The organism is Phyllobacterium sp. 22229, assembly GCF_052056495.1.
In the GTDB taxonomy this organism is placed as follows: Bacteria; Pseudomonadota; Alphaproteobacteria; order Rhizobiales; family Rhizobiaceae; genus Phyllobacterium; species Phyllobacterium myrsinacearum.
In genome coordinates this window covers 14717-38007 of sequence record NZ_JBQEPA010000031.1, presented here as the reverse complement: position 1 = coordinate 38007, position 23291 = coordinate 14717, and the positions used below count along the sequence as shown (strand labels likewise).

General features: G+C 54.7%; 21 protein-coding genes. 16 read left to right on the top strand and 5 right to left on the bottom strand.

Features of this window, described 5'->3' with window-relative positions:
• Positions 1-24 precede the first annotated feature (24 nt).
• From tauA to pta, 8 genes are all read left to right on the top strand, one after another.
• Entirely contained in the window at positions 25-1044 is a 1020-nt protein-coding gene (gene tauA, locus ACTJJ7_RS26025) for a taurine ABC transporter substrate-binding protein (protein WP_440969292.1), read from the top strand.
• 76 nt (positions 1045-1120) lie between these two features.
• Positions 1121-1933: a taurine ABC transporter ATP-binding protein gene (locus ACTJJ7_RS26020; RefSeq protein WP_440969291.1), complete on the top strand. Its 813-nt coding sequence runs from the start codon at positions 1121-1123 to the stop codon at positions 1931-1933.
• Positions 1926-2753, top strand: a complete 828-nt coding sequence (locus tag ACTJJ7_RS26015; RefSeq protein ID WP_130272599.1) for an ABC transporter permease subunit — start codon at positions 1926-1928, stop codon at positions 2751-2753. Before ACTJJ7_RS26020 ends, ACTJJ7_RS26015 begins: the two co-directional genes overlap by 8 nt.
• Before the next feature lie 138 nt (positions 2754-2891).
• Positions 2892-3278: a nuclear transport factor 2 family protein gene (locus tag ACTJJ7_RS26010; protein WP_440969290.1), complete on the top strand. Its 387-nt coding sequence runs from the start codon at positions 2892-2894 to the stop codon at positions 3276-3278.
• Positions 3279-3300: 22 nt separating this feature from the next.
• Positions 3301-4701 carry an NAD(P)/FAD-dependent oxidoreductase gene (locus ACTJJ7_RS26005; protein WP_440969289.1) on the top strand — a complete coding sequence of 467 codons (1401 nt, stop codon included), beginning with the start codon at positions 3301-3303 and terminating at the stop codon, positions 4699-4701.
• A 41-nt stretch (positions 4702-4742) separates the two neighbouring features.
• The gene (gene xsc, locus ACTJJ7_RS26000) at positions 4743-6518 is read left to right on the top strand and encodes a sulfoacetaldehyde acetyltransferase (protein ID WP_440969288.1); all 1776 of its coding nucleotides are present in this window, start codon (positions 4743-4745) and stop codon (positions 6516-6518) included.
• 119 nt (positions 6519-6637) lie between these two features.
• Positions 6638-7624: a YeiH family protein gene (locus ACTJJ7_RS25995; RefSeq protein WP_440969287.1), complete on the top strand. Its 987-nt coding sequence runs from the start codon at positions 6638-6640 to the stop codon at positions 7622-7624.
• On the top strand, positions 7624-8628 hold the full coding sequence (pta, locus tag ACTJJ7_RS25990; protein WP_440969286.1) for a phosphate acetyltransferase: 1005 nt from the start codon (positions 7624-7626) through the stop codon (positions 8626-8628). The genes ACTJJ7_RS25995 and pta overlap by 1 nt, the downstream gene beginning before the upstream one ends.
• Positions 8629-8786: 158 nt before the next feature.
• On the opposite strand, the gene ACTJJ7_RS25985 is transcribed toward pta, so the two are convergent.
• Positions 8787-9194 carry a lysozyme inhibitor LprI family protein gene (locus ACTJJ7_RS25985; protein WP_440969285.1) on the bottom strand — a complete coding sequence of 136 codons (408 nt, stop codon included), beginning with the start codon at positions 9192-9194 and terminating at the stop codon, positions 8787-8789.
• Between the two features lie 386 nt (positions 9195-9580).
• Entirely contained in the window at positions 9581-9784 is a 204-nt protein-coding gene (locus ACTJJ7_RS25980; protein ID WP_440969284.1) for a hypothetical protein, read from the bottom strand.
• A 270-nt stretch (positions 9785-10054) separates the two neighbouring features.
• On the opposite strand from ACTJJ7_RS25980, the gene ACTJJ7_RS25975 reads away from it, so the two are divergent.
• A complete protein-coding gene (locus ACTJJ7_RS25975) occupies positions 10055-10525 on the top strand; it encodes a YciE/YciF ferroxidase family protein (RefSeq protein WP_440969283.1) in 471 nt (156 codons plus the stop codon).
• Between the two features lie 56 nt (positions 10526-10581).
• Here the strand turns inward: ACTJJ7_RS25975 and ACTJJ7_RS25970 are convergent, their stop codons facing one another.
• Positions 10582-10965: a hypothetical protein gene (locus tag ACTJJ7_RS25970; RefSeq protein ID WP_440969282.1), complete on the bottom strand. Its 384-nt coding sequence runs from the start codon at positions 10963-10965 to the stop codon at positions 10582-10584.
• A gap of 37 nt (positions 10966-11002) precedes the next feature.
• Positions 11003-11908 carry a LysR family transcriptional regulator gene (locus ACTJJ7_RS25965; protein WP_440969281.1) on the bottom strand — a complete coding sequence of 302 codons (906 nt, stop codon included), beginning with the start codon at positions 11906-11908 and terminating at the stop codon, positions 11003-11005.
• 119 nt (positions 11909-12027) lie between these two features.
• Between ACTJJ7_RS25965 and ACTJJ7_RS25960 the strand changes: the two genes are divergently transcribed.
• The 6 genes from ACTJJ7_RS25960 (at position 12028) to ACTJJ7_RS25935 (ending at position 20147) form a co-directional block, all read left to right on the top strand.
• Complete coding sequence (locus ACTJJ7_RS25960; protein WP_440969280.1) at positions 12028-12450, top strand: DoxX family protein; 423 nt, start codon at positions 12028-12030, stop codon at positions 12448-12450.
• 56 nt (positions 12451-12506) lie between these two features.
• Positions 12507-13367, top strand: coding sequence for an NmrA family NAD(P)-binding protein (locus tag ACTJJ7_RS25955; RefSeq protein ID WP_440969279.1), 861 nt, complete (start codon positions 12507-12509; stop codon positions 13365-13367).
• A gap of 458 nt (positions 13368-13825) precedes the next feature.
• Complete coding sequence (locus ACTJJ7_RS25950) at positions 13826-14200, top strand: EF-hand domain-containing protein (protein ID WP_440969278.1); 375 nt, start codon at positions 13826-13828, stop codon at positions 14198-14200.
• A gap of 241 nt (positions 14201-14441) precedes the next feature.
• A complete protein-coding gene (locus tag ACTJJ7_RS25945; protein ID WP_440969277.1) occupies positions 14442-14831 on the top strand; it encodes a hypothetical protein in 390 nt (129 codons plus the stop codon).
• Between the two features lie 392 nt (positions 14832-15223).
• Positions 15224-19432: a non-ribosomal peptide synthetase gene (locus tag ACTJJ7_RS25940; RefSeq protein ID WP_440969276.1), complete on the top strand. Its 4209-nt coding sequence runs from the start codon at positions 15224-15226 to the stop codon at positions 19430-19432.
• Positions 19433-19784: 352 nt separating this feature from the next.
• Positions 19785-20147, top strand: a complete 363-nt coding sequence (locus tag ACTJJ7_RS25935; protein WP_440969275.1) for a hypothetical protein — start codon at positions 19785-19787, stop codon at positions 20145-20147.
• 191 nt (positions 20148-20338) lie between these two features.
• Here ACTJJ7_RS25935 and ACTJJ7_RS25930 read toward each other — a convergent pair whose 3' ends face one another.
• Positions 20339-21013 (bottom strand): response regulator, encoded by a 675-nt coding sequence (locus ACTJJ7_RS25930; RefSeq protein ID WP_440969274.1) that lies wholly within the window; start codon positions 21011-21013, stop codon positions 20339-20341.
• A gap of 1602 nt (positions 21014-22615) precedes the next feature.
• Here ACTJJ7_RS25930 and ACTJJ7_RS25925 point away from each other — a divergent pair.
• The gene (locus ACTJJ7_RS25925; RefSeq protein WP_440969273.1) at positions 22616-23290 is read left to right on the top strand and encodes a response regulator; all 675 of its coding nucleotides are present in this window, start codon (positions 22616-22618) and stop codon (positions 23288-23290) included.
• Position 23291 lies beyond the last annotated feature (1 nt).

Genomic DNA, 23291 nt, shown 5'->3' with positions numbered 1-23291 from the left:
GCAATAAAAACAAAGAGGGTAACAATGACCGAATTCAAACATTTCAAGCATTTTGCCGGCGCCGTACTGTTAACGGCCGGTATATGCGCAACCAGTTTCGCGCATGCCGAGACGACCGTGGTCGTCGGCTATCAGCAGATCGTCGGACCGTTCGTCACGGCGATTGCCGACGGTCGTTTCAATGCGGCAGCGAAGGAAGCCGGCTACACCATTGACTGGCGTCAGTTCAGCTCGGGCGGCGATATCTCGACCGCACTTGCCTCCGGCAATGTGCCGATCGGCGTCATTGGTTCGACAGGTACCGCCGCCGCTGCTACCCGTGGTGTCGACCTTGAACTGTTCTGGATCCTCGACAATATCGGCAAATCGGAAGCGCTTGTTGTGCGCAACGGCTCCGGCATCGAGAAGCCGCAGGATCTGAAGGGTAAAAATGTTGGCGTTCCCTTCGTTTCGACCTCGCACTTCCATCTGCTGGTCGGCCTCGAACAGGTGTGGAAGGTCGATCCGCGCGAGGTTAACATCCTCAACATGAAGCCACCGCAGATCATTGCCGCCTGGCAGCGCGGCGACATCGATGCCGCCTATGTTTGGCCGCCGGCGCTGACAGAACTGCTCAAGAACGGCAAGACCATAGCCGACTCCGAGGCTATTGGAGCCGCTTCAGTGCCGACCTTCGACGGTCTTGTCGCGGACAAGAAATGGGCTGCCGACAACCCGAAGTTCATGGCTGCCTTCACCAAGGTGCTGGCCCAGTCCTACACGGATTACAACAGAAACAAGGCAAGCTGGACTGCGGACTCGCCACAGGTCCGGGGTATCGTCAAGCTGATCGGCGGCGACGGTGCCGGTGCTGTCGAGGCGCTCAACCTCCTGTCGTTTCCCAACGCTGACGAGCAGGCCTCCGAAACTTGGTTGGGCGGTGGCGCCACCAAGGCACTGAACGAAAGCGCCAGGTTCCTCGTCGCGCAGAAGCAGATCGACAGGGCGCTAGACGACTACAGGCCTTTCGTCAACAGCAACTATGCCAAGGAGGCATCCAAGTAATCGAGATGCGTTGCCGGCTCGTCCGCGAGCCGGTGGCTGCCTTCCCTCCTCTGAAATCAGCGAAAGGCACGGCACGATGAAAACCTTCAATGTCAGCAATGTCAGCCTGACCTACCCAGGCCTCTATACCGATCAGGCGATCATTGCGCTCAAGGGCGTGAACCTGGAGATCAAGAGCGGCGATTTCGTCGTCGCGCTCGGCGCTTCAGGCTGCGGCAAGACCACACTGCTCAATCTCATGGCCGGTTTCATGGCGCCTACCGATGGCGACATTACGCTCGGCGGACAACAGGTTATCGGTCCCAGCGCTGACCGTGGTGTCGTGTTCCAGAAACACGCTCTGCTGCCTTGGCTCAACGTCATTGACAACACAGAATTCGGTCTCAAGCTGCAGGGTGTCAACAGGCAGACGCGCCGCGAGATCGCCACGAAGAACCTGGCGCTGGTTGGCCTGCAGGAGTTCCACCGGCACATGATCTACCATCTGTCAGGTGGCATGCAGCAACGTGTCGGCATTGCCCGGGCGCTTACCTGCGATCCGGCCATGCTCCTGATGGACGAGCCGATGGCGGCACTCGATGCATTGACCCGCGAGACCATTCAGGAGCTTCTGCTCAAGGTCTGGCAGCTCACCAGCAAGATGTTCTTCTTCATCACCCACAGCGTGGAGGAGGCATTGTTCCTCGGCTCCCGGCTGATTGTCATGTCACCGCGGCCCGGCCGCATCACCCACACCTACGAACTCGATTTCAATCGACGTTTCCTTGAGGAGGGCAACGCCCGTGCAATCAAATCCAGTCGTGATTTCATCGACATGCGCGAACAAATCCTCAGCATCATCTACGGCGACGAGCGCCAGTCCGACAACCCGGAGCTCCTCCATGTTTGATCTGGTATCGAAGGCCAAACCCGTCCGCCCCGGTAAGATCTATGGCGCGCCCGGCGACGGCATGAGCAGTCACATCAGCCTGATCACCGCACTCCTTATCTTCGCATTGTGGCTCCTCGTCACCGAAATGGGCTGGGTCAAACCGCTGTTCTTGCCGTCGCCGCTCGCCGTCTGGGACAAGTTCATGGTGGCCATGACTGAAGGCGTCTCCAATTCGACCCTGACCCAGCACACCCTGGCAAGCCTGGGCCGGGTGCTCGGTGCCTTCCTGCTGGCCCTGGTTAGCGCGGTGCCGGTCGGCATTCTGATGGGCGTCAACCGCATCATGCGCGGCCTGTTCGATCCGATCATCGAGTTCTACCGGCCCTTGCCGCCGCTTGCCTATCTGCCGTTGATTATCATTTGGCTGGGAATTGGCGAGTTCCCAAAGGTCTTCCTCATTTATCTCGCTATCTTTGCGCCGATGGCAATCGCCGCGCGCGCTGGCGTGCGCTCGGTGTCGACGGAGCAAATCCATGCCGCCTATGCAATGGGTGCGACCCGTACCCAGGTCATCAGCCAAGTAATCCTCAAGGCCGCCATGCCTGAAATCTTCACCGGCATGCGCATCGGCATTGGCGTCGGATGGACGACACTCGTCGCCGCTGAGATGGTGGCGGCCCATAGGGGGCTTGGCTTCATGGTGCTCAACGCCGCCGAATATCTCGCCAGCGATACCGTGATCATGGGTATCATAGTCATCGGCATCTTTGCCTTCGCCTTCGATCTGCTGCTGCGTTACCTCGAGAAGATCCTGATCCCGTGGAAGGGCAAGGTCTGATGACAACAGCCAATCACCAACTGCCGCCGCCGCCATAGGCGGCTTGGTAACCGCATCCCATGACCGTTCAACCGGCCGGCTTGCCCGGCAACGGCGGAGCCATGTCCGGCCTCGCCCCCGAAATATGAGGACCATGCCATGGCGTTAACCGCCGACGATTTAGCCAGACTGTTCGACGCCTTCAACCGGCACGATATTGACGCCGTGATGTGTTACTTCGCCAAGAACTGCATCTTCAATGCGGTTGGTGGTCCCGAGGTCCATGGCGTCCGCTTCGAGGGCACCGAGGCCATCGCCAATGCTTTCAGCAGCGTATGGAAGACCATGCCCGACGCGCACTGGGCCCATTATGATCATTTCGTCCAAGGCGACCGTGCCGTTTCCGAATGGACGTTTACAGGCACCAATGCCGATGGCAGCCGAATTGAAGCGGAGGGTTGCGACCTGTTCACGCTCAGCAGCGGCAAGATCGTGCGCAAACAGGCCTTTCGCAAAAGCCGTCCGCTCATTGCGGCAGGTGCATGAGCGGCTTCGGGAGGACCACACAATGGAACAGAAACTTATCCGGCCGGCGGCAAAGCGCAAGCCGTTCGATCCCGTCTATGATCCGGTGCATGCCTGCAGCCCCGGTGACGGCAAGGATTACGCGCCGACCTATTGGATCGCCACCGCCGGACCCGAACCCGAAGACGACGGACCGGTGCTACACGACATCGATGTCGATATAGCCATTGTCGGGTCCGGCTATACTGGCCTTTCCTGTGCGATCCATCTGGCACGCGAGCATGGCGTCCGGGCGACGGTACTCGAGGCCAATGGCGTCGCCTGGGGTTGCTCGACCCGCAATGGCGGTCAGGCGCAGATTTCCGCCGGCCGTCTCAAGCGTTCGCAATGGATTGAACGGTGGGGCGTCGATGTCGCCAGAAAACTGCACAGCGAAATCGCCGAAGCATTCGACCTGTTCCGCAGTCTGATCCGCGAGCCGGAGATCGATTGCGACCCGCAGGACGGTGGCCACCTCTACATCGCCCATCGTACTAAGGTGCTGCCGGCTCTGGAAAAGGAAACGCGCCTGCTCAATGCAGTTTTTGGCTACCCCGCGCGTATGATGGGTCGCGACGAGGTGCACAGCGATTTCGTCCGTGACGCTGAAGCGGAAGGTGCAATGTACGAGCCTGACGGTATGGGCATTCATGCAGCCAAGCTTGCCTTCGGCTATCTCAAGCTTGCCCGCAAACTGGGTGTGAAGGTGTACACCTCGAGCCCCGTGCTCGGCAGCGAGCTTAAAGGCGGCGTCCACCACTTGCGCACGCCGGGCGGCGTCGTCAGGGCGCGCGCGATCTGTATCGCCACGGCCGGCTATACCTCGTCCGGCATGCATAAATCGACCCGTCACCGGCTGATGCCAATCCTGTCCAACTCGATTGTCACCCGCCCGCTGACGCCAGGTGAACGGGAAGCGCTCAATTTCAGGGCGCTGGTTCCGCTCACCGATACCCGCACGCTGCGCCATTACTACCGCATGCTGCCTGATGGCCGCGTGCAAATCGGCAGCCGCAGCGCCATCACGGGGCGCGACGCGGTCAACCCCAGGCATTTCGACCGGCTGGTTGAGGGACTGCACCGCAAATTTCCAATCCTGCGCGGAATCGAGGTCGATTACTCCTGGTGGGGTTGGGTCGATGTCAGCCATGACATGATGCCACGCATCTTTCAGCCCGACCCGAAGCAGCAGCTGTTCTATGCCATGGGTTATGGTGGCAACGGCGTCATGTATTCGGCCCAGGCCGGTCGCCGTATGGCTCAGATGGCGGTCGGCAAGGGTGGTACGCTCGACCTGCCTATCTTCACCTCGCCTCTGCCCAGCCACGGCATGCTGACGCCGTTCCGGCGCCTCGGCCAGTGGGGAATGTACCGCTGGTATTACCTCAAAGACGAAATCCTCTAGCCCTTCGAGGCCGTATCCGCTCTATTGAAAGGAATTAGAAAATGAAAATGACCACCGAAGAAGCATTCATCAAAGTCCTGCAGATGCACGGCATCGAGCACGCCTTCGGCATCATTGGTTCGGCGATGATGCCAGTGTCGGACCTGTTTCCCAAGGCCGGTATCAAGTTCTGGGACTGCGCCCATGAAACCAACGCCGGCATGATGGCCGATGGATTCAGCCGTGCCACCGGTACAATGTCCATGGCTATTGGGCAGAATGGCCCAGGTGTTACCGGCTTCATCACCGCTATGAAGACCGCCTACTGGAATCATACCCCGCTGCTCATGGTCACACCACAGGCAGCAAACAAGACCATCGGTCAGGGCGGCTTTCAGGAAGTCGACCAGATGGCAATGTTCGAGGAGATGGTCTGCTATCAGGAGGAAGTGCGCGATCCCTCTCGTATTCCCGAGGTACTGAACCGTGTCATCGAGAAAGCCTGGCGCGGCTGCGCTCCGGCGCAAATCAACATTCCGCGTGACTTCTGGACGCATGTCATCGATGTCGATCTGCCGTCCCTCGTCCGTTTCGAGCGGCCGGCCGGCGGGCCTCAGGCCATCACCGAGGCGGCGCGGTTGCTTTCTGAAGCGAAGTTTCCTGTCATCCTCAACGGTGCAGGTGTGGTCATCAGCAATGCGATTCAGGAATCGATGGCACTCGCCGAGCGACTGGATGCACCGGTCTGCTGCGGTTATCAGCACAACGATGCCTTTCCCGGCAGCCATCGCCTGGCTGTCGGTCCGCTGGGCTACAATGGTTCCAAGGCGGCGATGGAGCTCATCGCAAAGGCTGACGTTGTGCTGGCGTTGGGTACACGCCTCAACCCGTTTTCCACGCTGCCGGGCTATGGCATTGACTACTGGCCCAGGAATGCCGCCATCATTCAGGTCGACATCAACGCCGATCGCATCGGCCTGACCAAAAGGGTTGCCGTCGGTATCTGCGGCGACGCCAGACAGGTTGCCCGCCAGATACTGGAACAACTGACGCCATCGGCAGGCAATGCGGGGCGCGAGCAACGCAAGGCAGCGATCCACCAGATCCATTCCGCCTGGCTTCAGCAATTGTCGTCAATGGATCATGAGGAGGACGACGACGGCACCGAGTGGAACGCGACAGCCCGGCAGCGGGAGGCCGACCGCATGTCGCCGCGACAGGCTTGGCGTGCGATCCAGGCTGCCCTGCCCAAGGAAGCGATCATCTCCACTGACATCGGCAACAACTGCGCTATCGGCAACGCCTATCCAAGCTTCGAACAAGGCCGGAAATATCTCGCACCGGGTATGTTCGGCCCTTGCGGTTACGGCTTTCCATCAATCGTTGGTGCCAAGATCGGCTGCCCCGACGTACCGGTTGTAGGCTTTGCCGGCGACGGCGCTTTCGGTATCTCAATGAACGAAATGGGGGCGATTGGCCGCGAAGGTTGGCCGGCGATTACCATGGTGATTTTCCGCAATTACCAGTGGGGCGCGGAAAAGCGCAATACGACGCTGTGGTATGCCAACAACTTCGTTGGCACCGAGCTCAATCCAAACCTCAGTTACGCCAAGGTTGCAGAGGGTTGCGGATTGAACGGCGTCGTCGTTGACACCACGGTCAAGCTTACCGAGGCATTGCTAAAAGCCATCGATGATCAGGCGAAGGGCACCACCACTTTCATTGAAGTCATCCTCAACCAGGAATTGGGCGAGCCCTTCCGCCGTGATGCGATGAAGAAACCCGTGCCGCTAGCCGGCATTGATCCTGCCGATATGCGGCCGCAACAGCGCGCCTAATCTTGCTCCATTACTGCCGGTCCGCCCTGCCGGGGCGGCAGAAATCCCAAGCTTAGCAATACGGAAATCAACGGATGAATACCGCTTCCGCAATCCAACGCTTCCATGGCTTGTCTTCGATGACACAGACCTATTGGCCCGGCCTGGCCGTCACCGGTGCGGTGGCGATTGCGGCCCAATTCCTCTCCGATCACTATGGCGCGCCGGCGATGCTGATGGCACTCTTGCTCGGCATCGCCTTCAACTTCCTGTCTGAGGAGGGCCGTTGCGTTGCCGGCATCAACTTCAGTGCAAAAAAGGTGTTGCGGATTGGCGTCGCCCTGCTTGGTATGCGCATCAGTATCGATCTGCTTGTCGGGCTGGGCGGCGGTACAATCCTGCTCTTGGTCTTAGCCATTGCCGCAACGATCCTGTTCGGCCTTGCCGCCGCAAAGCTGCTTGGCCGCGGCTGGCGCCTTGCATTGATTACCAGCGGCTCGGTTGCCATCTGCGGAGCATCGGCCGCCATGGCAATCGCGGCCGTACTGCCCAAGAACGAATTCTCCGAGCGCAACCTCATCTTCACCGTCCTTTCGGTAACGGTACTCTCGACGCTCGCCATGATTGGTTATCCGATGATCGCAGACGCCATCGGCCTTGATGCGCGGGCTACCGGAATCTTTTTTGGCGGCACCATTCACGACGTTGCGCAGGTGGTCGGTGCGGGATTTTCCGTGTCCCCCGAGGCGGGTGAGACGGCGACGCTGGTCAAGCTCATCCGTGTCACCATGCTGGCGCCGGTGGTGTTGGTCTTTTCGCTCGCAACGCGAAACGTCGCGTCAGTTGGTGAGACCGGCAAGCGGCCGCCGCTGCTGCCGGGCTTCGTCATAGCTTTCCTGATCCTCGCCGCCGTCAACTCCTTTGGTCTTGTTCCCGGACTGGTGTCGAAAATTGGCATGGAGACGTCCCGCTGGGCATTGCTCGCCGGCATCGTTGCCGTCGGCATGAAGACTTCGTTGCGCCGGGTACTCGATGTCGGCGGCGACGCGGTCGCCCTCATCGTCGTCGAGACAATCTTCATCGGTCTCTTCATTCTTACCGGCATCTATTATCTGGGACACGCCTGATGAAACCGCTTGAGCGTATCCTGCTTGCCGCCAAAACAGCGCCTCGCCACATCGTGCTCTCCGAGGGAGAGGATCCGCGTGTCATCGAGGCGGCCCTACGCTCGGTTCGCGAAAACGTTGCCGAGGTAACGCTTGTTGGCCGACGCGCAATCATCAAGCAGACACTCACCGCCATGGGAGCACCGGACGAAACGGTTCGCATCGAGGATCCCCGGACATCGGCGCTCTCATCACGTCTTGCTGCAGCCTATCATCAATTACGCAGGACCAAGGGTGTTGACGCAACTGCGGCGGCTGCGGCTGTGCGATTACCGCTCGTCTTTGCTGCGATGATGGTGCGCACCGGCGAAGCCGACGGCACGGTGGGCGGCGCTGTTGCCACTACTGCCGATACGGTACGGGCCGCATTGCAGTGTATCGGGCGCGCTCCAGGTATAGGGCTCGTCTCCAGCTTCTTCCTGATGATGCTGTGCCAACCGCATCATGTGAAGAAGGGCGCTTTCGTCTTTGCCGACTGCGGCTTGGTGGTCGACCCCGATGCAGCAGCTCTCGCCGATATTGCCCGAATGTCTGCTTATTCCTACGAAGCACTCGCGGGTTGTGCGGCGAAAGTGGCGATGCTGTCGTTCTCCACCAATGGGAGTGCCGCCCACGAACGTGTGTCGAAGGTGATCGAGGCGACCCGCCTGGCACACGCCGCCGACCCCGATCTCGTCATCGATGGGGAGTTACAATTTGACACAGCCTTCGTCGAGGCCGTGAGTGTTGCCAAAGCGCCGAACTCGGCACTGCATGGCGAAGCCAATGTCTTCGTTTTCCCCAATCTCGACGCCGCCAATATCGGCTACAAGATTGCTCAGCGCATCGGCGGAGCGGAAGCCATCGGACCTATCCTGCAGGGCTTGGCCAAACCGGCAAACGACTTGTCCCGCGGCTGCACTGCAGAGGATATCTTCCATATGATCGCCGTGACGGTGGTTCAAGCGGGCCAAGCATCGGTATAAAATTGTGCGGTCCGCGCCTGCAAATGGATAAAACAACAATGCAAGTCGTAATGAGCAGTTGCACAGGGCGATCTAGCGCTGCCGCCCAGTAGCTCGTCATTCCTATAAGTTGGCATCGCAGGTTCGAATCCCTCCTGCGCTACCAAATTGGCTTTGGCTCAATTTGCGGCGGGAACCGGGCAGTCCAGATCACCCTCAGGGCACTTCAAATAACCCTGTAGATCTTTAATTCGGGTCTGGGTCATTCCGTCGAGACAACTACTGGAGATGAACGGATATACAGAGCCGCCGACCACGCCAGAACTGGAAAACTTACATTCAGCATCGCGGAATGATATCCACGCTTTCTGTGTCGCAACCAGCAGTTTCGTTTTGCCGGCGTCATCCTTAACGCGTGTCTGGATTTGCTTATACAACTTGTTCAACTTGGCATCGGATATTTGATAGGCCTTTCCAGCACATATGTTCATATCCGATTGCGTGGTGAGGTCGGCACAATTTTGATCCGCAAATGCGAAAGTAGATGTTGCCAATACAAGCGCGGCAGACAGCAATAAGACTTTCATCGAACATCCTTTCCGACAGCCACAGCGTTGAAGCTAATCTTACAACTTGTACGTGTTATGTGAACGGTGACAACCTCTATTTGTAGCTTCTTGGTAAATTGAGCGGTGCCCGGATCGATGATGTTACGCGGGATACTCAATACAATACCAAGCAAAGCCCATGGAACACTAAGGCTGAAACATTCGGATGGCTTGGTCTTTTATCAAGGACGGACGGGGAAAACCTTAGCATGGTTGGACGCCCTGGCAGGGATCGCGCAAGCGGTTAAATCGGTATAGCCGACAGTCGAAAGACTGTATTCCTGAGAACTGGAGGCAGCGCACGGGGTGCCGCGCCGCCCTGATTATCCCCCGCACATCCTAGTGCGCTTGCGGTGGCACCGAGGTCAAGCTGGTGAGACGATGGCCAGAATGACGGCTATAGCTATCAGCAGCGGTCCCATCCATTTAAATTGGGCTACTAGCCTTACGAGCCATGTAATTTGGTTGCCTTGATTTGAAGTTTGAAAGGGTAGGTAACCGTAGCCGACAGCGGTCATCCACAGTCCGGCGCAGAACATAATGAATTCGTCAATGTAGTTTGCGATCATGACGTTTTTCTCAACCTTGTAGCTCGATAAGCTAGTCCGACAGCATCCCTATCAGGAAAGCAATAGAGAGAACGCTCGTCGCGAGTTTGGGATCAGTTTCACGGTTTCCCGTCCTGGGTCCCTATTCACAAAGTTCTGACAAAAACGACAACACCGCAAGTTCCGGCCGCCAGCTCGAATCTGGCTCCTGCGACCATTACCTTCAACAATTCGGGAACGATCAACCGTTCCACGAGTTGGGTTAGTACTCAACCAAAAGGGAGTATCATTGTGAAGACACTCGCAGAACTGTTCGAACATACACTCAAGGATGTCTATTACGCTGAGAATGCCATCGTGAAGGCGTTGCCGAAGGTGTCGGCCACGGTGAAAAGCGCCGATCTCAAAAAAGCGCTGGATCATCACCTCGAGGAAACCAAAGGTCAGATAGCAATCCTGGACAAGGTGTTCAAAACCATAGGGGTGAAGCCTGCAGGCGAAAAGTGCGATGCAACGGAAGGGCTCATCAAAGAGACAGACGGCATCGTGTCAGAAGCATCCGGTGTTGCGCTTGAAGCGGGTGCGCTGGCGGCTTGCCAGGCGGTAGAGCACTATGAAATCGCCCGCTACGGCTCGCTGCGTGAATGGGCAAAGGTGCTCGGCAATGAGGAGGCTCATGTTCTTCTCAGTGAAATCCTCGATCAGGAAAAGGCAGCAAACAACAAGCTGACCAATCTGGCGGTTACTTCGATCAACAGATAACACATTGATATCAGAGAGAAATCAGCGAGCGCATTCTCGCTGATTTTGCTCCGCTCCTATTCTTCATCCTCACGGAGGCAGTGATCCAGCGGAGCCTTGAGTTCCCAGATGCGTTGTCCATCCTCACGTGTGAACACCGAAGTTCCATCGAGTGCAGATGGCGCTACCCGAAACAGGACAACGCTGCCGAACCCGGTCCTCTGCTTTTTGTCATCGGTCGGATCACTAGGCGCGTTGTCTGTTTCGCTCCATGTGAGCAACAGATATTTCTGGTCTTCTCGAAGAATCCTCCAAGTAACGGCAATCGTACCCTCGGACGTGGCGAACTCGCCGTATTTGATTGAGTGATGCCCCCTCGCCGTGTTCTGTCCGATGCCGTTGCAGTTGCCGAGAAACATAGGATTGGCAAACGAGCATTGAACAATTTTGATTGTTTTCACTATGCTTACCGATGGCCGAACGAAGCAGTTCGTTCCGCTATTCCAGATACGGCGCGAGTACATCTTCGATCCATTTCATGAATGTGCGGACCCGGCGCGATAGATTGCTCCGATGTGCCACGACCAAGGATACGGCGAGCGCCCGGCGACGAAAATCGGGTATGATCTCCACAAGCGTTCCACTCTCTAAATATCGGTCAATCCCCAAGAGCGGCGCCTGAATCAGGCCAAGACCGGCGAGGGCAGCCGCTTCGTAGGTCTGCGCGCTGTTGACATGTAGCGCACCTGGCAACTGAAGCGTCGCATAGCTGTCGCCGTCCGGATATTCCCATCCATAGGGTTTTGCGCCCAGTACCGTCGAAAAGTGAATTGTCCGATGTTCCTGACTCTGGAGATCTTCTAGTGATCGCGGGATGCCATAACGCGCCAGATAAGCGGGACTAGCAGCGTTGACCATGCGCAACAGGCCCAGTGGGCGGGCAATCAGCGTCTCGTCCCTGATGGGTCCAAGGCGCAATACACAGTCGAACCCTTCTTGAACCAGATCGACTTGCCGATCCGTGCTCGACATCTCCAGCTCCAACTCGGGATGAGCCGCCATGAAATCAGGCAAGGCCGGCACGATCGTTGTGCGCGCCACCTCAGTCGGCAGATCGACGCGCAGACGCCCGCGAAGTGCCACGCGATCGCTTGCGAACATCGAGTGAAGATCGTCAACTTCAGCAAGCAGATCACGGGCACGGGCATGAAATGCGCGCCCGTCCTCCGTCAACTGCACGCTGCGCGTGGTCCGGTGAAGCAGCCTGACACCGACTTCTTCTTCCAGCTTCCGGACCGCTGTTGAGGCTCTCCCCTTTTGGATGCCCAAGCTATCGGCTGCGCGGGTGAAGCTCCCCATGTCCGCCACCGTTATGAAAATGAGAATGGGTTCGAGATTCTGCATTTTTTGTGCCCGATATTGTTCTATTTAAGGAGAACAGTGAGTTCTATTCTTCAGCATTTATCACACCCAAGAGACACAGTAACCTTTGAATATGGGATCCGCCCATTGAAGAATGACAAATGACCGAAACCATGGATCTACATCAGATGCCTAAAGCTATTACCGCGCAGCGCGCCCTGCAGGCCGGCCGTATAATGAGCGCGATTGTCGTTATCGCTCTGGCGGCAGACGGCGCTATTCAGCTTTTCGCACCTGCACAGATCGCGAACATGTTGCAGGAAACCGGGTTCCCGATGGACCTGACCCGTCTCGTGGGTCCGATCATACTCGCCTGCACCATCCTTTACGCCATCCCGGCCACCGCCGTCCTCGGCGCAATTCTGGCGACGGGCTTTCTGGGAGGCGCCATCTGCGCCCATGTCCGCATCGGTGAGTTGGGGTCGCCGCCGGAAATCATTTCCCTGCTTTTGGGCGCGATGATGTGGGGCGGCCTCTATCTGCGCGATCCCCGCGTCCGGGCCATTTTGCCGCTCATCCATTGAACCAACAGGGCATTGTTCCGCCCCTAAAAATCAGGAGAAAACGCATGTTTTTAGTAATGGGAATTACCGGAAAAGTCGGTGGTGCAACGGCACAACATCTGTCGGCACAAGGCAAGAAAGTACGCGCGCTGGTCCGCAATCGCGAGAAGGCGGCAAGTTGGGCGAACCGGGGCGTGGAACTGGTTGACGGCGATTGGAATGATTCAGCAGCGATCGAGCAGGCGCTCAAAGGGGTCGATGGCGCGTTTGTCATGTTGCCGGCCGTCTGGACACCTTCGCCCGATTACAAAGAAGCCAAAGGCGTGATTGCGAACTATGTCGAAGCCCTCACCAAGGCAACGCCACCGCGGGTGGTTGCGCTTTCGTCGATGGGTGCGGACAGAACCAGCGGGCTCGGAATGATCACGGCGCTGTCGCTTCTGGAGCAAGGTTTTCGGGGCCTGATATCGCCAATCACATTTGTGCGCGCAGGCGGATTCTTCGAAAACTTCCTCTACGGCTTGCAGGTAGCCCAGGGTGGAACCCTACCAGTCTACTACAATCCGACAAACCGGAAATCGACCATGGTTGCGACGAATGACATCGGCGTGGAGGTCGCAACTCTTTTGACCGGGCCAGCATGGTCAGGGCAGCGCTTTGTCGAACTTGGTTCGATGGTCAGCGCCGATGAAGTCGCGAAGCAATTGGGTGAAGTCCTCAATCTCAATGTGAAGGCCTTTGCGGTCCCGCGTGCAGGGTGGGCGGAAGCGTTCGAGCAGTTCGGCATCCCGAAGGGCCGCACCGGACCCGCCGAAGAAATGTATGAGGCCGTGAATGCCGGATGGATGGACCTCGGCGTCGAGGGTACGGAGCACGCAGCGGGTACGACGTCCGCACGCGATGTCTTCGCGGCCGCATGGAACGCCGCCAAAGCGTGAGCCCGGAACGGGCCAGGCACGAGGCGAAGACTACCCGCTTCTGTGTCGGATGCCGGGCAGCATCGCGCGTAGCAAGCGTATTCGTCGGATGCAGATTGATATGGCCGTATCGATCTGGCCCCAAGTTTGGGTCGCTCAGATAATATCGGAAGTCGATAGAAAATGATTGATTGTTCGTGCTGCGAAAGGCTCATAAGTCTATCGCACCGGATAGCCCCTGAATCGCCAGGTTTGCAATTTTCTTAAATAAAAAACGAGACCGCGTCAGCCTCACAATGCTGCTGCAATGTCTGTTCCGGATTCTAGCCTCCCGCCCCACCGCAAGAGCGTACAACCACGTCACCGGGAGTAAGAAGATGAATATAAATTCGAAGAGCTCGGCGGAGCTTTGGCGTCGAAACGGCGACCTCTCGCCGAAAAACTCGCGCTAGTACCCTGAACAAAAAGGCAAGAATGACATGAAAACGATACTCGCTGCCGTAGTAGTCCTGACGGCCTTCACCGCATTCCCAGCCCTCGCACAGGAAAAACCCGCCGACAAAGAAAAAGTCGACAAGACCTTCGACAGAATAGACACAAACAAAGACGGTTCTATCGATCGTGCCGAGATGAGCGTGTATCTTCTTGCCGTGGTCGACAAGCAACGCTCCGATTTCGAGTTGGGCTTTCTGGAAATGGACGTGAACAAAGACGGCAAGATCGACAGAGAAGAGGCGAAAGCCAACGCCGTCCTATTGTCTTACTTCGATCCGCTCGATTCAGACAAGGACGGTTTCCTTTCCAAGGCAGAACTGGACGCGGCGATGGATGCTGCGGCGAAGATACAGAACTGAGGGCGCTGCCACCTTGTTCGGAGGACGGACGCATTAAGGGTCCGATACTAACAGTTTCAGACAATCCAATCGACGGCGTTCCACTGAGCCACAGGTTGCAGTCTGTGCTCACGAACTTGGATAGCCAATGGCTTTCATGGCCTCGAACGAAGAGTTTGCCAAGCTTTAGAGCTCAAATTCTGGGGCAATATTGCAGCATGTAAATGCTTAAGCTTTGCCCTCAGCCAAAATGGAGATTTCATTGATTACAACATTTTTTCGCTCAATCGGTTTTGCCGTCGCGGGTAACCTGATTATCACCGTGACGCCTGCGGGTGCAATCGAACGCGCTCCGTTGGGGAGTTTTCAACGTGTCCAATGGGACGGTGATCGGGGAGATTGCCGTGACTATGATGGTTGGGATCGCGAGCGCTGCTTTAGAGACGTAGACAGGTATGACGATCGTCGGCGTGAAGAGAGATGGCGTGAAAAACAGCGCAAAAAGAAAGAAGCTGATGCCGCGATCGCCGCTGGTGTCATTGGTCTTGCGATTGGAGCCATAGCAATAGGGGCAGCCAGCGAGGCCGAAAAAAACCGCCGTGAACATTGTACATTTATCGGTCGCGATGGCCAACGTTACCGCTGCAGATGAATTAGCGTCCTCACTATGAGATCACGTTATGTGTGACTTACTGGAGGAGTTACCGACTCAATGCTATGTAGTGCTTCTTGGGAGTATCCCGCCCGATTTTCTTGGCCATAAGCCATTGAATTTGTTGCCATACGATTTTGTCTTAGTGAGTAGAAGGCAGTATCACCCGTTAAGTCGACAACGCCGTTCAACGTGTTGTCTACATATGTGTTTCACTGACTTCTCATCATCTCTGGGCAGCAATCCCCCACTGAACATCATGTACTAGGAGAACGAAGGTAGGCGCAATAATGATCGCCTATCTCCTCTTAGCAAATCAAGCCAGTACACGTGTCAGATCAACATTTGCGTAAAGATTAGAGACCGGATCTGGATTTCGGAGAGATAACCTAATGGAACATCGAAGCTATCGGAATAGCAATCGCGAGATCGATACATCGGCTGCATCAGCGATTGGCAAATTCGATTCCAACACAGAACTAACTGGGCTAATTATCCCGCTGACATCACCCCAACGTGAAATCTGGTTTGATCAGATAGTTCACAACGATGTGCCGCTCTACAATTACGGGGGGTATGTCCAGATTCTCGGTACTGTTGATCCAGAGCGGTTCGAGCGTGCAGTCAATCTTTTGGTACAGAAACACGATTGTATGCGAACGATCTTGGTCGAGGGCGTGGGTGAGGATGGCTTGCCAGGACAGATTTTCGTTGATGCTCTCGAAGTCGAAGTCCCTTTCCAAGATTTCTCTAATTATGAGCACCCGCATGTTGCAGCTCTCGAATGGATGCAGCAGCAAATGGATAGGCCTTTTGCGCTTTACAGCGAAAAACTGTTTCGCTATGAGCTACTTAAGATTGGCCCCAACTGCTTTTATTATCTGTGTGTATTTCACCACATAATCATCGATGGCTGGGGTATTGCTTCGCTGCTCAATCCTTCACTAGGTTCCATCTATACCGCGCTTGAATCTGGTGACAGGCCAGATTTGACAGCTCCTTTATATCTGGATTTCATTCAGAATGAGCACACGTACACTAAGGGAGCTGCTTTCCAGCGTCAGCGGGCCTATTGGACCGAAAAATATCAAACTCTTCCCAACCCGCTATTCCCGCCTATGTATCGTCATCGCCTTACTCATGCATGCACCATAAACGGATGCCAGCAGCTGTATTTAAACAGAAGTCTTTATGATCGTTTCGCAACCTTTGCAAAGGAGAACGGCGTCAGCACATTTCAAGCAATATTAGGTGTGTTGTACGTCTATTTGGCGCGCACCTGTCAACAGGACGATATTGCAATTGGCGTGCCGGTGCTGAATCGTTCTACAGCTGCATTTAAGGCGACGGCCGGAATGTTTGTTGGTGTTAGTCCGGTACGTATTTCAAGCAACACAAATCAAAGCTTTGTGGAATTGCTACAAGAAATTAATGGAGTTATCAGACGAGATTATCGCCATCAACGGTTTCCCATCAGCGAGGTCACCCGTGCAACGAGGCCCCTCGCCGATCATCGAAATCTCTTTGACGTCCAGATTTCTAGCGGGCCGCCTCAAGTCCAATCCAGGTTCGGGTCGGCCGTTGCTCGAGATTTCATGCTGCACAACAGTTATTCCCAACTTCCCTTGAGTCTTTGGGTCAGGGAACCTTGTGACGATAGCGATGTCCTAATCGAATTTGTTTACAACAAGGCCTATTTCGATGATGCTGAAATGCATGCCTTGCGGGATAGATTGGCTGTTATATTTCAGTACGTGTTGAATAACGCTTCCTTTCCGATCAAGTCTATTCCCATTCTTCCGGATGCAGAACGTACTTTGCTGCTCGAAACCTTTAACAGGACGGGTGAGGCATATCCTCAGGATCGCTGCATACATGAACTATTCGAAGAACAGGCAGCAGTTCGGCCGAATGCAATTGCCCTCGTTCATCAGGGCGAGACACTGACCTATGAAGAGCTCAATGGACGCGCCAACCGGTTGGCGCATCACTTGATAGAGCTTGGCGTTGTGCCTGACAGTCGGGTTGCGCTCTGCGTGGAACGTTCCTTCGACATGATGGTCGGGCTTCTTGCGATCCTGAAGGCAGGCGGGGCCTATGTGCCGCTTGATCCAGCTTATCCACGGGAGCGGCTGGCCTTCATGCTCAAGGATAGTATGCCGGTTGCGGTGCTCACACATGGTGCGGTGGATGCCGGTGTGCGGGATATGTTAGCCGCCGCTTGTAAAGGACAGATAGCGGGAGATGATTGCACGACGGACAGCACCCACAGCGGTTCGGTTCAAAAGACGGTCATTCCGCTGATCGATCTGACGATTGACGCCTGCAAGTGGGCCCAGAATAATGCCATCAATCAGCGCATTGCTAACCTTAGTCCGGAGAACCTTGCCTATATCATTTATACATCGGGCTCTACCGGCATCCCAAAAGGCGTCATGGTCGAACACAGGAATGTGCATCGCCTGTTCAGCGCCACAAGCCCTTGGTTTAGCTTCAACCATGACGATGTGTGGGCACTATACCATTCGTTTGCATTTGATTTTTCGGTCTGGGAGATGTGGGGTGCCTTGGCCCATGGTGGCCGTCTGATCATTGTTCCGCAATTGACGAGCATATCCCCCACCGAGTTTTACCAGTTGCTGTGTGATGAAAGCGTCACCATCCTTAACCAAACACCTAGCGCTTTCAGGCAATTGATTGCCGTTCAAGGAGAAGAGGCACAGTCGCACCGACTGCGTCATGTGATCTTCGGCGGCGAAGCACTCGAAGTAGCGATACTCAAGCCATGGTATCAACGCCGGCAGAATCAGCAGACCCAACTTATCAACATGTACGGTATCACCGAGACGACAGTTCATGTTACATACCGGCCACTGGTGCCAGCCGACGCCGACAAGCGGGGAGCCAGTCCAATTGGTTGCCGCATTCCAGATCTAAAGGTCTACCTGCTTGATGATCATGGAGAGCTTGTGCCGAGAGGGTCTGTTGGCGAGCTTTATATCGGGGGCGCAGGCGTTGCGCGCAGCTATCTGAACCGGGAAGAACTGACTGCGGAGCGGTTCCTGCCGGATCCATTCTCAACTGTGGCCGGAGCACGCATGTACCGCACAGGAGACCTTGCCCGGTACCTGCCCGATGGCAATATCGAATTCCTGGGTCGCAATGACTTCCAGGTGAAGATTCGCGGCTTCCGCATCGAGCTTGGCGAGATCGAGGCAAAGCTCGGAGAACATGCCGCCGTGCGTGACACAGTCGTGGTGGCGCAGGATGATGCAGCCGGTGCCAAACGGCTTGTGGCTTATTACACACCGGCCCGGGTGCCGGGTGGAGATGCCGGGATCGGCGAAGTGCCACACGCCAGGCCGGCAATGGCCGAGACACTGAGGACGTATCTCGCCGCGCTGCTGCCTGACTACATGATCCCGGCTGCCTACGTCTGTCTGGATGCCCTGCCGCTGACACCCAATGGCAAACTGGATCGCAAGGCACTGCCAATGCCGGATGGCAATGCTTATGCGATACGGGCCTATGAGCCGCCCGTCGGCGAGATCGAGACGGTGCTGGCCAACATCTGGGCTGAACTGCTGCAGGTCGAACGGGTGGGACGAAGCGACAACTTCTTCGAACTCGGCGGGCATTCATTGCTGGCCGTCAAACTGGTAGGGCTTCTTAAACGGGCGGGCATCTCAATCACTATAACTCAGTTGTTCAAGAACCCCACGATAGAGCTGCTTACAGAATCCATGTCTCTGAAACTCAACGAATCCACCATGCCAGAGGCCATCCCCGTAAGGACAACTGGGGCGAAGCGACCGTTGTTCCTGCTTCACGAGTTTGTGGGACTGGATTTATATTTTCCTGTGTTGGCAGCGCATATTGACCGCGACATTCCTATTTATGGTTTGCCAGGTATTCCACTCGATAAGCCCCAATTACAAACAATGGAAAGTCTTGCAACGCGTCTGGTTCGTATTATTCGTATGGTCCAACCTTCTGGTGCTTACCGTCTTGCCGGCTGGTCCTTCGGTGGCATGTTGGCCTATGAAGTAGCCAAGCAACTTATTGAACAAGGACAGAGCGTCGAGTTTTTGGGCCTCCTTGACACATATGTTCCTGAAAGGAAGATGTATGAAGAGACATTTGGGGCAAACTCTGAAACTGATTATCTGATTGATTTTGTGAGGATGATATCTGTCTCAACCGACGATGATGGCGATTTTTCTGGTTTGGAGAAATTGGCTAAAAGATTGGGCTACGAAGAGCTTTTTCACAAGTTCCGTGAATCTGGCGTTTCAATTTTTCAAGAGTATTCGAACAGTGAAGTCAAGAAATATACAAATCGCATGGCGGCGCATCTGCACGCGACAATGAACTATAGATTGCATTCCCTACCCATTCCAATCCATCTTTTTGCTGCCGAAGATCAACCATCCAATGCGGAGCCACAGGGTAGAGATCTATTGGAAATCTGGAAACGAGCCGTACCAGATCAGCAATTCCAATACATTGTCGTTCCCGGCAATCACTATACAATGATGACCTCACCACACCTGACTATCGTTGGAAAATTGATATCAGACGCAATAACCGCTAGCTTCTAGGGTGTATATGACCACTGATACTTCAGAATGGAATTGGGATACGGAGGCAACGGCTATGAGTTGTGTCGCATGAACGTATCTGCGAGAAAACTGTGATCCCAGACCGTTATGCAGAAATTACGCCGCTGCCTGCGAACACTTTCATTGCAAGAGCGGCTGCAACGTTGATGGTAGACGGCTTATTTCAGGTACGTAACATCGCCGTAATTTTGTGTTCCTATCTTGATGACTGAAACATTCTCGACCTTGTGCCAAAGCTGTTGATGCCGACAGTTGCTTTGTCGGCTTCAACAGCGACGCCAATACATGTTGATACGGCTCAAAACCAAGAACCTGTATAGGAATTTCATTGATGAAAGACAGCTGCCCCGTTCTTACGCCGGCTGAGAGACAATACCTGGAAATACAGGATAGAGTCCAACAAGCCATGTTGGTCACGATCTACAAAGCCATCGATGATGCCACCGCACAGGCCGCGGCGGAGTTGAAATCGACAGAATGGCAGCAGGAACCACCGCCGAGGGACTATTTTGCTGCCATAGCACACCAGCGTCTGTTCGTCCTGCTATGCGGTGGGGATACTGAGACTTATGAGGGAGGCAATCCGCAATTAGCGGCCCACATTCTCCAAAACGGGCAGAATATATCCGATCACTACTGGGGCAAGCGTAACGTGGGTAATCCTCAATCATGTATCAAAAGGGGGGCGCTTTGAAATTTGAGGCGAGCCGATCATTGTCGTCGATATTGACGCATTTCCCGTTCTAATCTTATGGACGCTTATTCTTGTCGCCCGCCGAGATTCCGGGAATGCGCTCATGTTTCGCCAGGCAAAAATCTGGCTGCGATGCACTATAGGACATGAAGAGGCGTCAATATTCCCTCAATGAGCGCATGTTAAAAAGCTCAAGAAGCTTCCTTTAACAAATACCCTATTCCACGTATTCCATGAATTTGTATATTGGCTTTTGAAGCCATGAGCCGTTTTCGAAGCCGCGATACGTGACTATCGAGTGAGTTCGATTGAATCTCGTCACCATATCCATAGACAGCTTCCTCGATCGTTTGACGCAGGACTGTCTTTCCGGCCCGCGCAAGCAGGCTTTTCAGTACCAATGTTTCACGTCGTGGAAATGGCATGACACGACCATCAATGATTACGTCAAGATTGCCGAGGTCTAATTTGACATTTCCCGCAGATATGACGTTCGATGAATAGAAGTTTGATCGTCGTATTGCGGCACGAATCCGCGCCATCAATTCCTCTGAAAGGAACGGCTTACCGATGTAATCATCCGCGCCATAATCAAGGCCGGTAATTCGATCGAGAGGCCCATTGAAGGCACTGAGTACGATCACCGGGGTGGTGACGCCAATGTTGCGCATAGATCGAAGAAGTGTAACCCCATCTCCATCGGGGAGATTGCGGTCTAATAGAATTACGTCATGAACGTTGGATCGAAGTGCCTCTTCACCCATCGCAATCGTGGTAACGTGATCCATGATGCAGCCTTGTTGTGCAAACATCTTCATCAAAGCCAGCGCCATAGCCTCTTCATCCTCGACAAGAAGTATTCGCATCGGACTCCCAATCTGTTCGCTCTGTCTTCGATATTTCCATTGTTCCACTCGATGAGGATGCCATAGTCGTGGATGATTGCAGTCAAGGTTAGGGACACTAAATCGGGCGGATGGTTTATTTGCCCGTCCGAGATGGACTCTATTTGCGATCCAATAGGATCATAAAGTTTTATTGGTACAAGGTCTCTCCTGCTTTGCAGGTAAGGATGAGGCTTCAGAATTACGGCAATGTTACAATGGTAAACACCATACAAGACATGGCATTTATCTGGGGGAAGACTCGCTGGTAGCTTTGCGGCCCGCTTGGGCGATCTTCATGCGTGCGATTTGCTTCTAGATATCATTGCCGTCTGAAATGGCTTGCAATGACGGTTTGAAACCTAGCTGCTGGAAACTGATAGATTTGGGCCGCAAGATGGTGAACAGCGGGAATATTTGAAGTGTGTCCTGTCGGTTTCGATGCGATCTTGCTGCCTTCCTGCACCCCCTATCACCGGATAGGTTGGCAATTCCGTCCCTGGCCTTCGTGGTTCCGCTAAAAATCTTGTGATGTAACATTGCCGTAATTCAGAAGCCTCATCCTTACCGGCGAAACAGGAGAGGCCGTTTCTTGAAAACGATTGAATCTCGCTGATCTTGTTTCAAATCACCCCAGTGAAGCGTCGTGAGATCGACGCAACGCGCATCACCAAGTCCTGCTACCACAAAACCATCAATCTGGTGTGTAGGTCGGCGTGTCTGCCTGCCATAACGCACGAAATACTGGCTAGGTGGGAGCACGTTTCATCAAAGAAAAAGCCAAGTCATTTTAGGACTGACCCATGCAAACAAAGACATTACCAGCAATCATGCTCGTCGCCGCTGCCTTGTTATCAGGTTGCCAATCATCCCAAGACTCCATGAATAGCGCTTACATAACCTGTGATAACACTGGCTTACGTCCGGGAAGCTGGCGGCATGAGCGTTGTACTCGCAATGTGTATGCAGAAAATCGGCGAAAGTCGGATCAGGCAGCGAGTGCAGTCGCCGTGGGCGTGGCTGCAGGGGCAATAGGCGCATATGCAATCTCCGAAGCCTCAAAAGACAAGCAGCCAAGACGCCGGTATTATGAAGAATGGTAAGTCGAGTGCGATCGACAAGTGAGCCTTCCATCCAAGGGACAAAATGTTGTTTGTGCCGTGCCCGTGGGGTGCCTATGGCGCTGCGATAAGGGTCGCCGGAGAAGAAAAACGGCTTTTTACCTGATGCGCAAATTACGAAAATGCAAAGATATCGGGTGAGATGGCGACGACGTGGCGGCTTTGTGGGTTGGCACACAAACAAAACGCGCGCTGGCCAAAATCTGCCCGGCTGAAGGTTCAAATATGCTCCCCCCTAATCCTCAAGCGACCGGTCATATCGTGGCTTATCAGTGAGGTACAGGCTCGAGTTGGCAAAGGGGAATTAGGTGGAGCTTATTTGCGTGGCGGCAATGATTGGAAAGGTTTTACTTTCCATCTTATTGCTGCATTATTGATGAACACGAAATTATCAGCGTAATACTAATGTAATTCGCGTTGAAGCCTATCTGTATTTAAAAGCCTCATCAGAGTGGGACCGCTAATGAAACTCTTGCTCATCGAAGATGATCTGGAAATGGCTGACGCGTTGCGTACGGCCCTATCGCAGCATGGTGTTGTGCTTGATTCCGTTGCTGATCTCGCAACGGCCCGCGAGGCAATCGCCATGGCAGATTACGATATTGTTCTCATCGACCGGCAATTGCCGGATGGGGATGGCAGCGCTCTGCTCGCGGAGATGCGCCGCTCGGGGAAGTCCGTCCGCTCGATCATCGTTTCTGCACTTGGTTCGGCCAACGATAGAATTTCAGGATTGAATGATGGGGCTGATGACTACCTGCCCAAACCATTTGAGATAGATGAATTGGTCGCCAGGATGAGCGCAGTACTAAGACGCGCTGTAGACAAGGCGTCTCCAATTCTCGTAATCGGAAACGTCACTTACGATCATACGTCGCGAGACGTGTATGTAAAGGGAATCAGACTTCTTCTCGCCAGACGCGAGCTCCTGATTTTCGAGACTTTTTTGAGAAACCGGGGGCGTACCGTCTTGAGATCGTTGCTGGAAGAACGAGTCTACTCGTTCAACGACGAAATCCAGTCTAATTCGCTGGAGGTGAACTTGTCCCGACTGCGCCGCAAGCTTGCTGATGCCCACGCTAATCTTGTCATCAAAAATGTGCGCGGCATCGGTTACTTTCTTCACGAGCTAGACTGAG

Bases quoted from the DNA above. Each gene is read 5' to 3' on its own strand.
- tauA (WP_440969292.1), top strand. From the start codon at position 25: ATGACCGAATTCAAACATTTCAAGCATTTTGCCGGCGCCGTACTGTTA.
- ACTJJ7_RS26020 (WP_440969291.1), top strand. From the start codon at position 1,121: ATGAAAACCTTCAATGTCAGCAATGTCAGCCTGACCTACCCAGGCCTC.
- ACTJJ7_RS26015 (WP_130272599.1), top strand. From the start codon at position 1,926: ATGTTTGATCTGGTATCGAAGGCCAAACCCGTCCGCCCCGGTAAGATC.
- ACTJJ7_RS26010 (WP_440969290.1), top strand. From the start codon at position 2,892: ATGGCGTTAACCGCCGACGATTTAGCCAGACTGTTCGACGCCTTCAAC.
- ACTJJ7_RS26005 (WP_440969289.1), top strand. From the start codon at position 3,301: ATGGAACAGAAACTTATCCGGCCGGCGGCAAAGCGCAAGCCGTTCGAT.
- xsc (WP_440969288.1), top strand. From the start codon at position 4,743: ATGAAAATGACCACCGAAGAAGCATTCATCAAAGTCCTGCAGATGCAC.
- ACTJJ7_RS25995 (WP_440969287.1), top strand. From the start codon at position 6,638: ATGACACAGACCTATTGGCCCGGCCTGGCCGTCACCGGTGCGGTGGCG.
- pta (WP_440969286.1), top strand. From the start codon at position 7,624: ATGAAACCGCTTGAGCGTATCCTGCTTGCCGCCAAAACAGCGCCTCGC.
- ACTJJ7_RS25985 (WP_440969285.1), bottom strand. From the start codon at position 9,194: ATGAAAGTCTTATTGCTGTCTGCCGCGCTTGTATTGGCAACATCTACT.
- ACTJJ7_RS25980 (WP_440969284.1), bottom strand. From the start codon at position 9,784: ATGATCGCAAACTACATTGACGAATTCATTATGTTCTGCGCCGGACTG.
- ACTJJ7_RS25965 (WP_440969281.1), bottom strand. From the start codon at position 11,908: ATGCAGAATCTCGAACCCATTCTCATTTTCATAACGGTGGCGGACATG.
- ACTJJ7_RS25960 (WP_440969280.1), top strand. From the start codon at position 12,028: ATGACCGAAACCATGGATCTACATCAGATGCCTAAAGCTATTACCGCG.
- ACTJJ7_RS25955 (WP_440969279.1), top strand. From the start codon at position 12,507: ATGGGAATTACCGGAAAAGTCGGTGGTGCAACGGCACAACATCTGTCG.
- ACTJJ7_RS25950 (WP_440969278.1), top strand. From the start codon at position 13,826: ATGAAAACGATACTCGCTGCCGTAGTAGTCCTGACGGCCTTCACCGCA.
- ACTJJ7_RS25940 (WP_440969276.1), top strand. From the start codon at position 15,224: ATGGAACATCGAAGCTATCGGAATAGCAATCGCGAGATCGATACATCG.
- ACTJJ7_RS25935 (WP_440969275.1), top strand. From the start codon at position 19,785: ATGAAAGACAGCTGCCCCGTTCTTACGCCGGCTGAGAGACAATACCTG.
- ACTJJ7_RS25930 (WP_440969274.1), bottom strand. From the start codon at position 21,013: ATGCGAATACTTCTTGTCGAGGATGAAGAGGCTATGGCGCTGGCTTTG.
- ACTJJ7_RS25925 (WP_440969273.1), top strand. From the start codon at position 22,616: ATGAAACTCTTGCTCATCGAAGATGATCTGGAAATGGCTGACGCGTTG.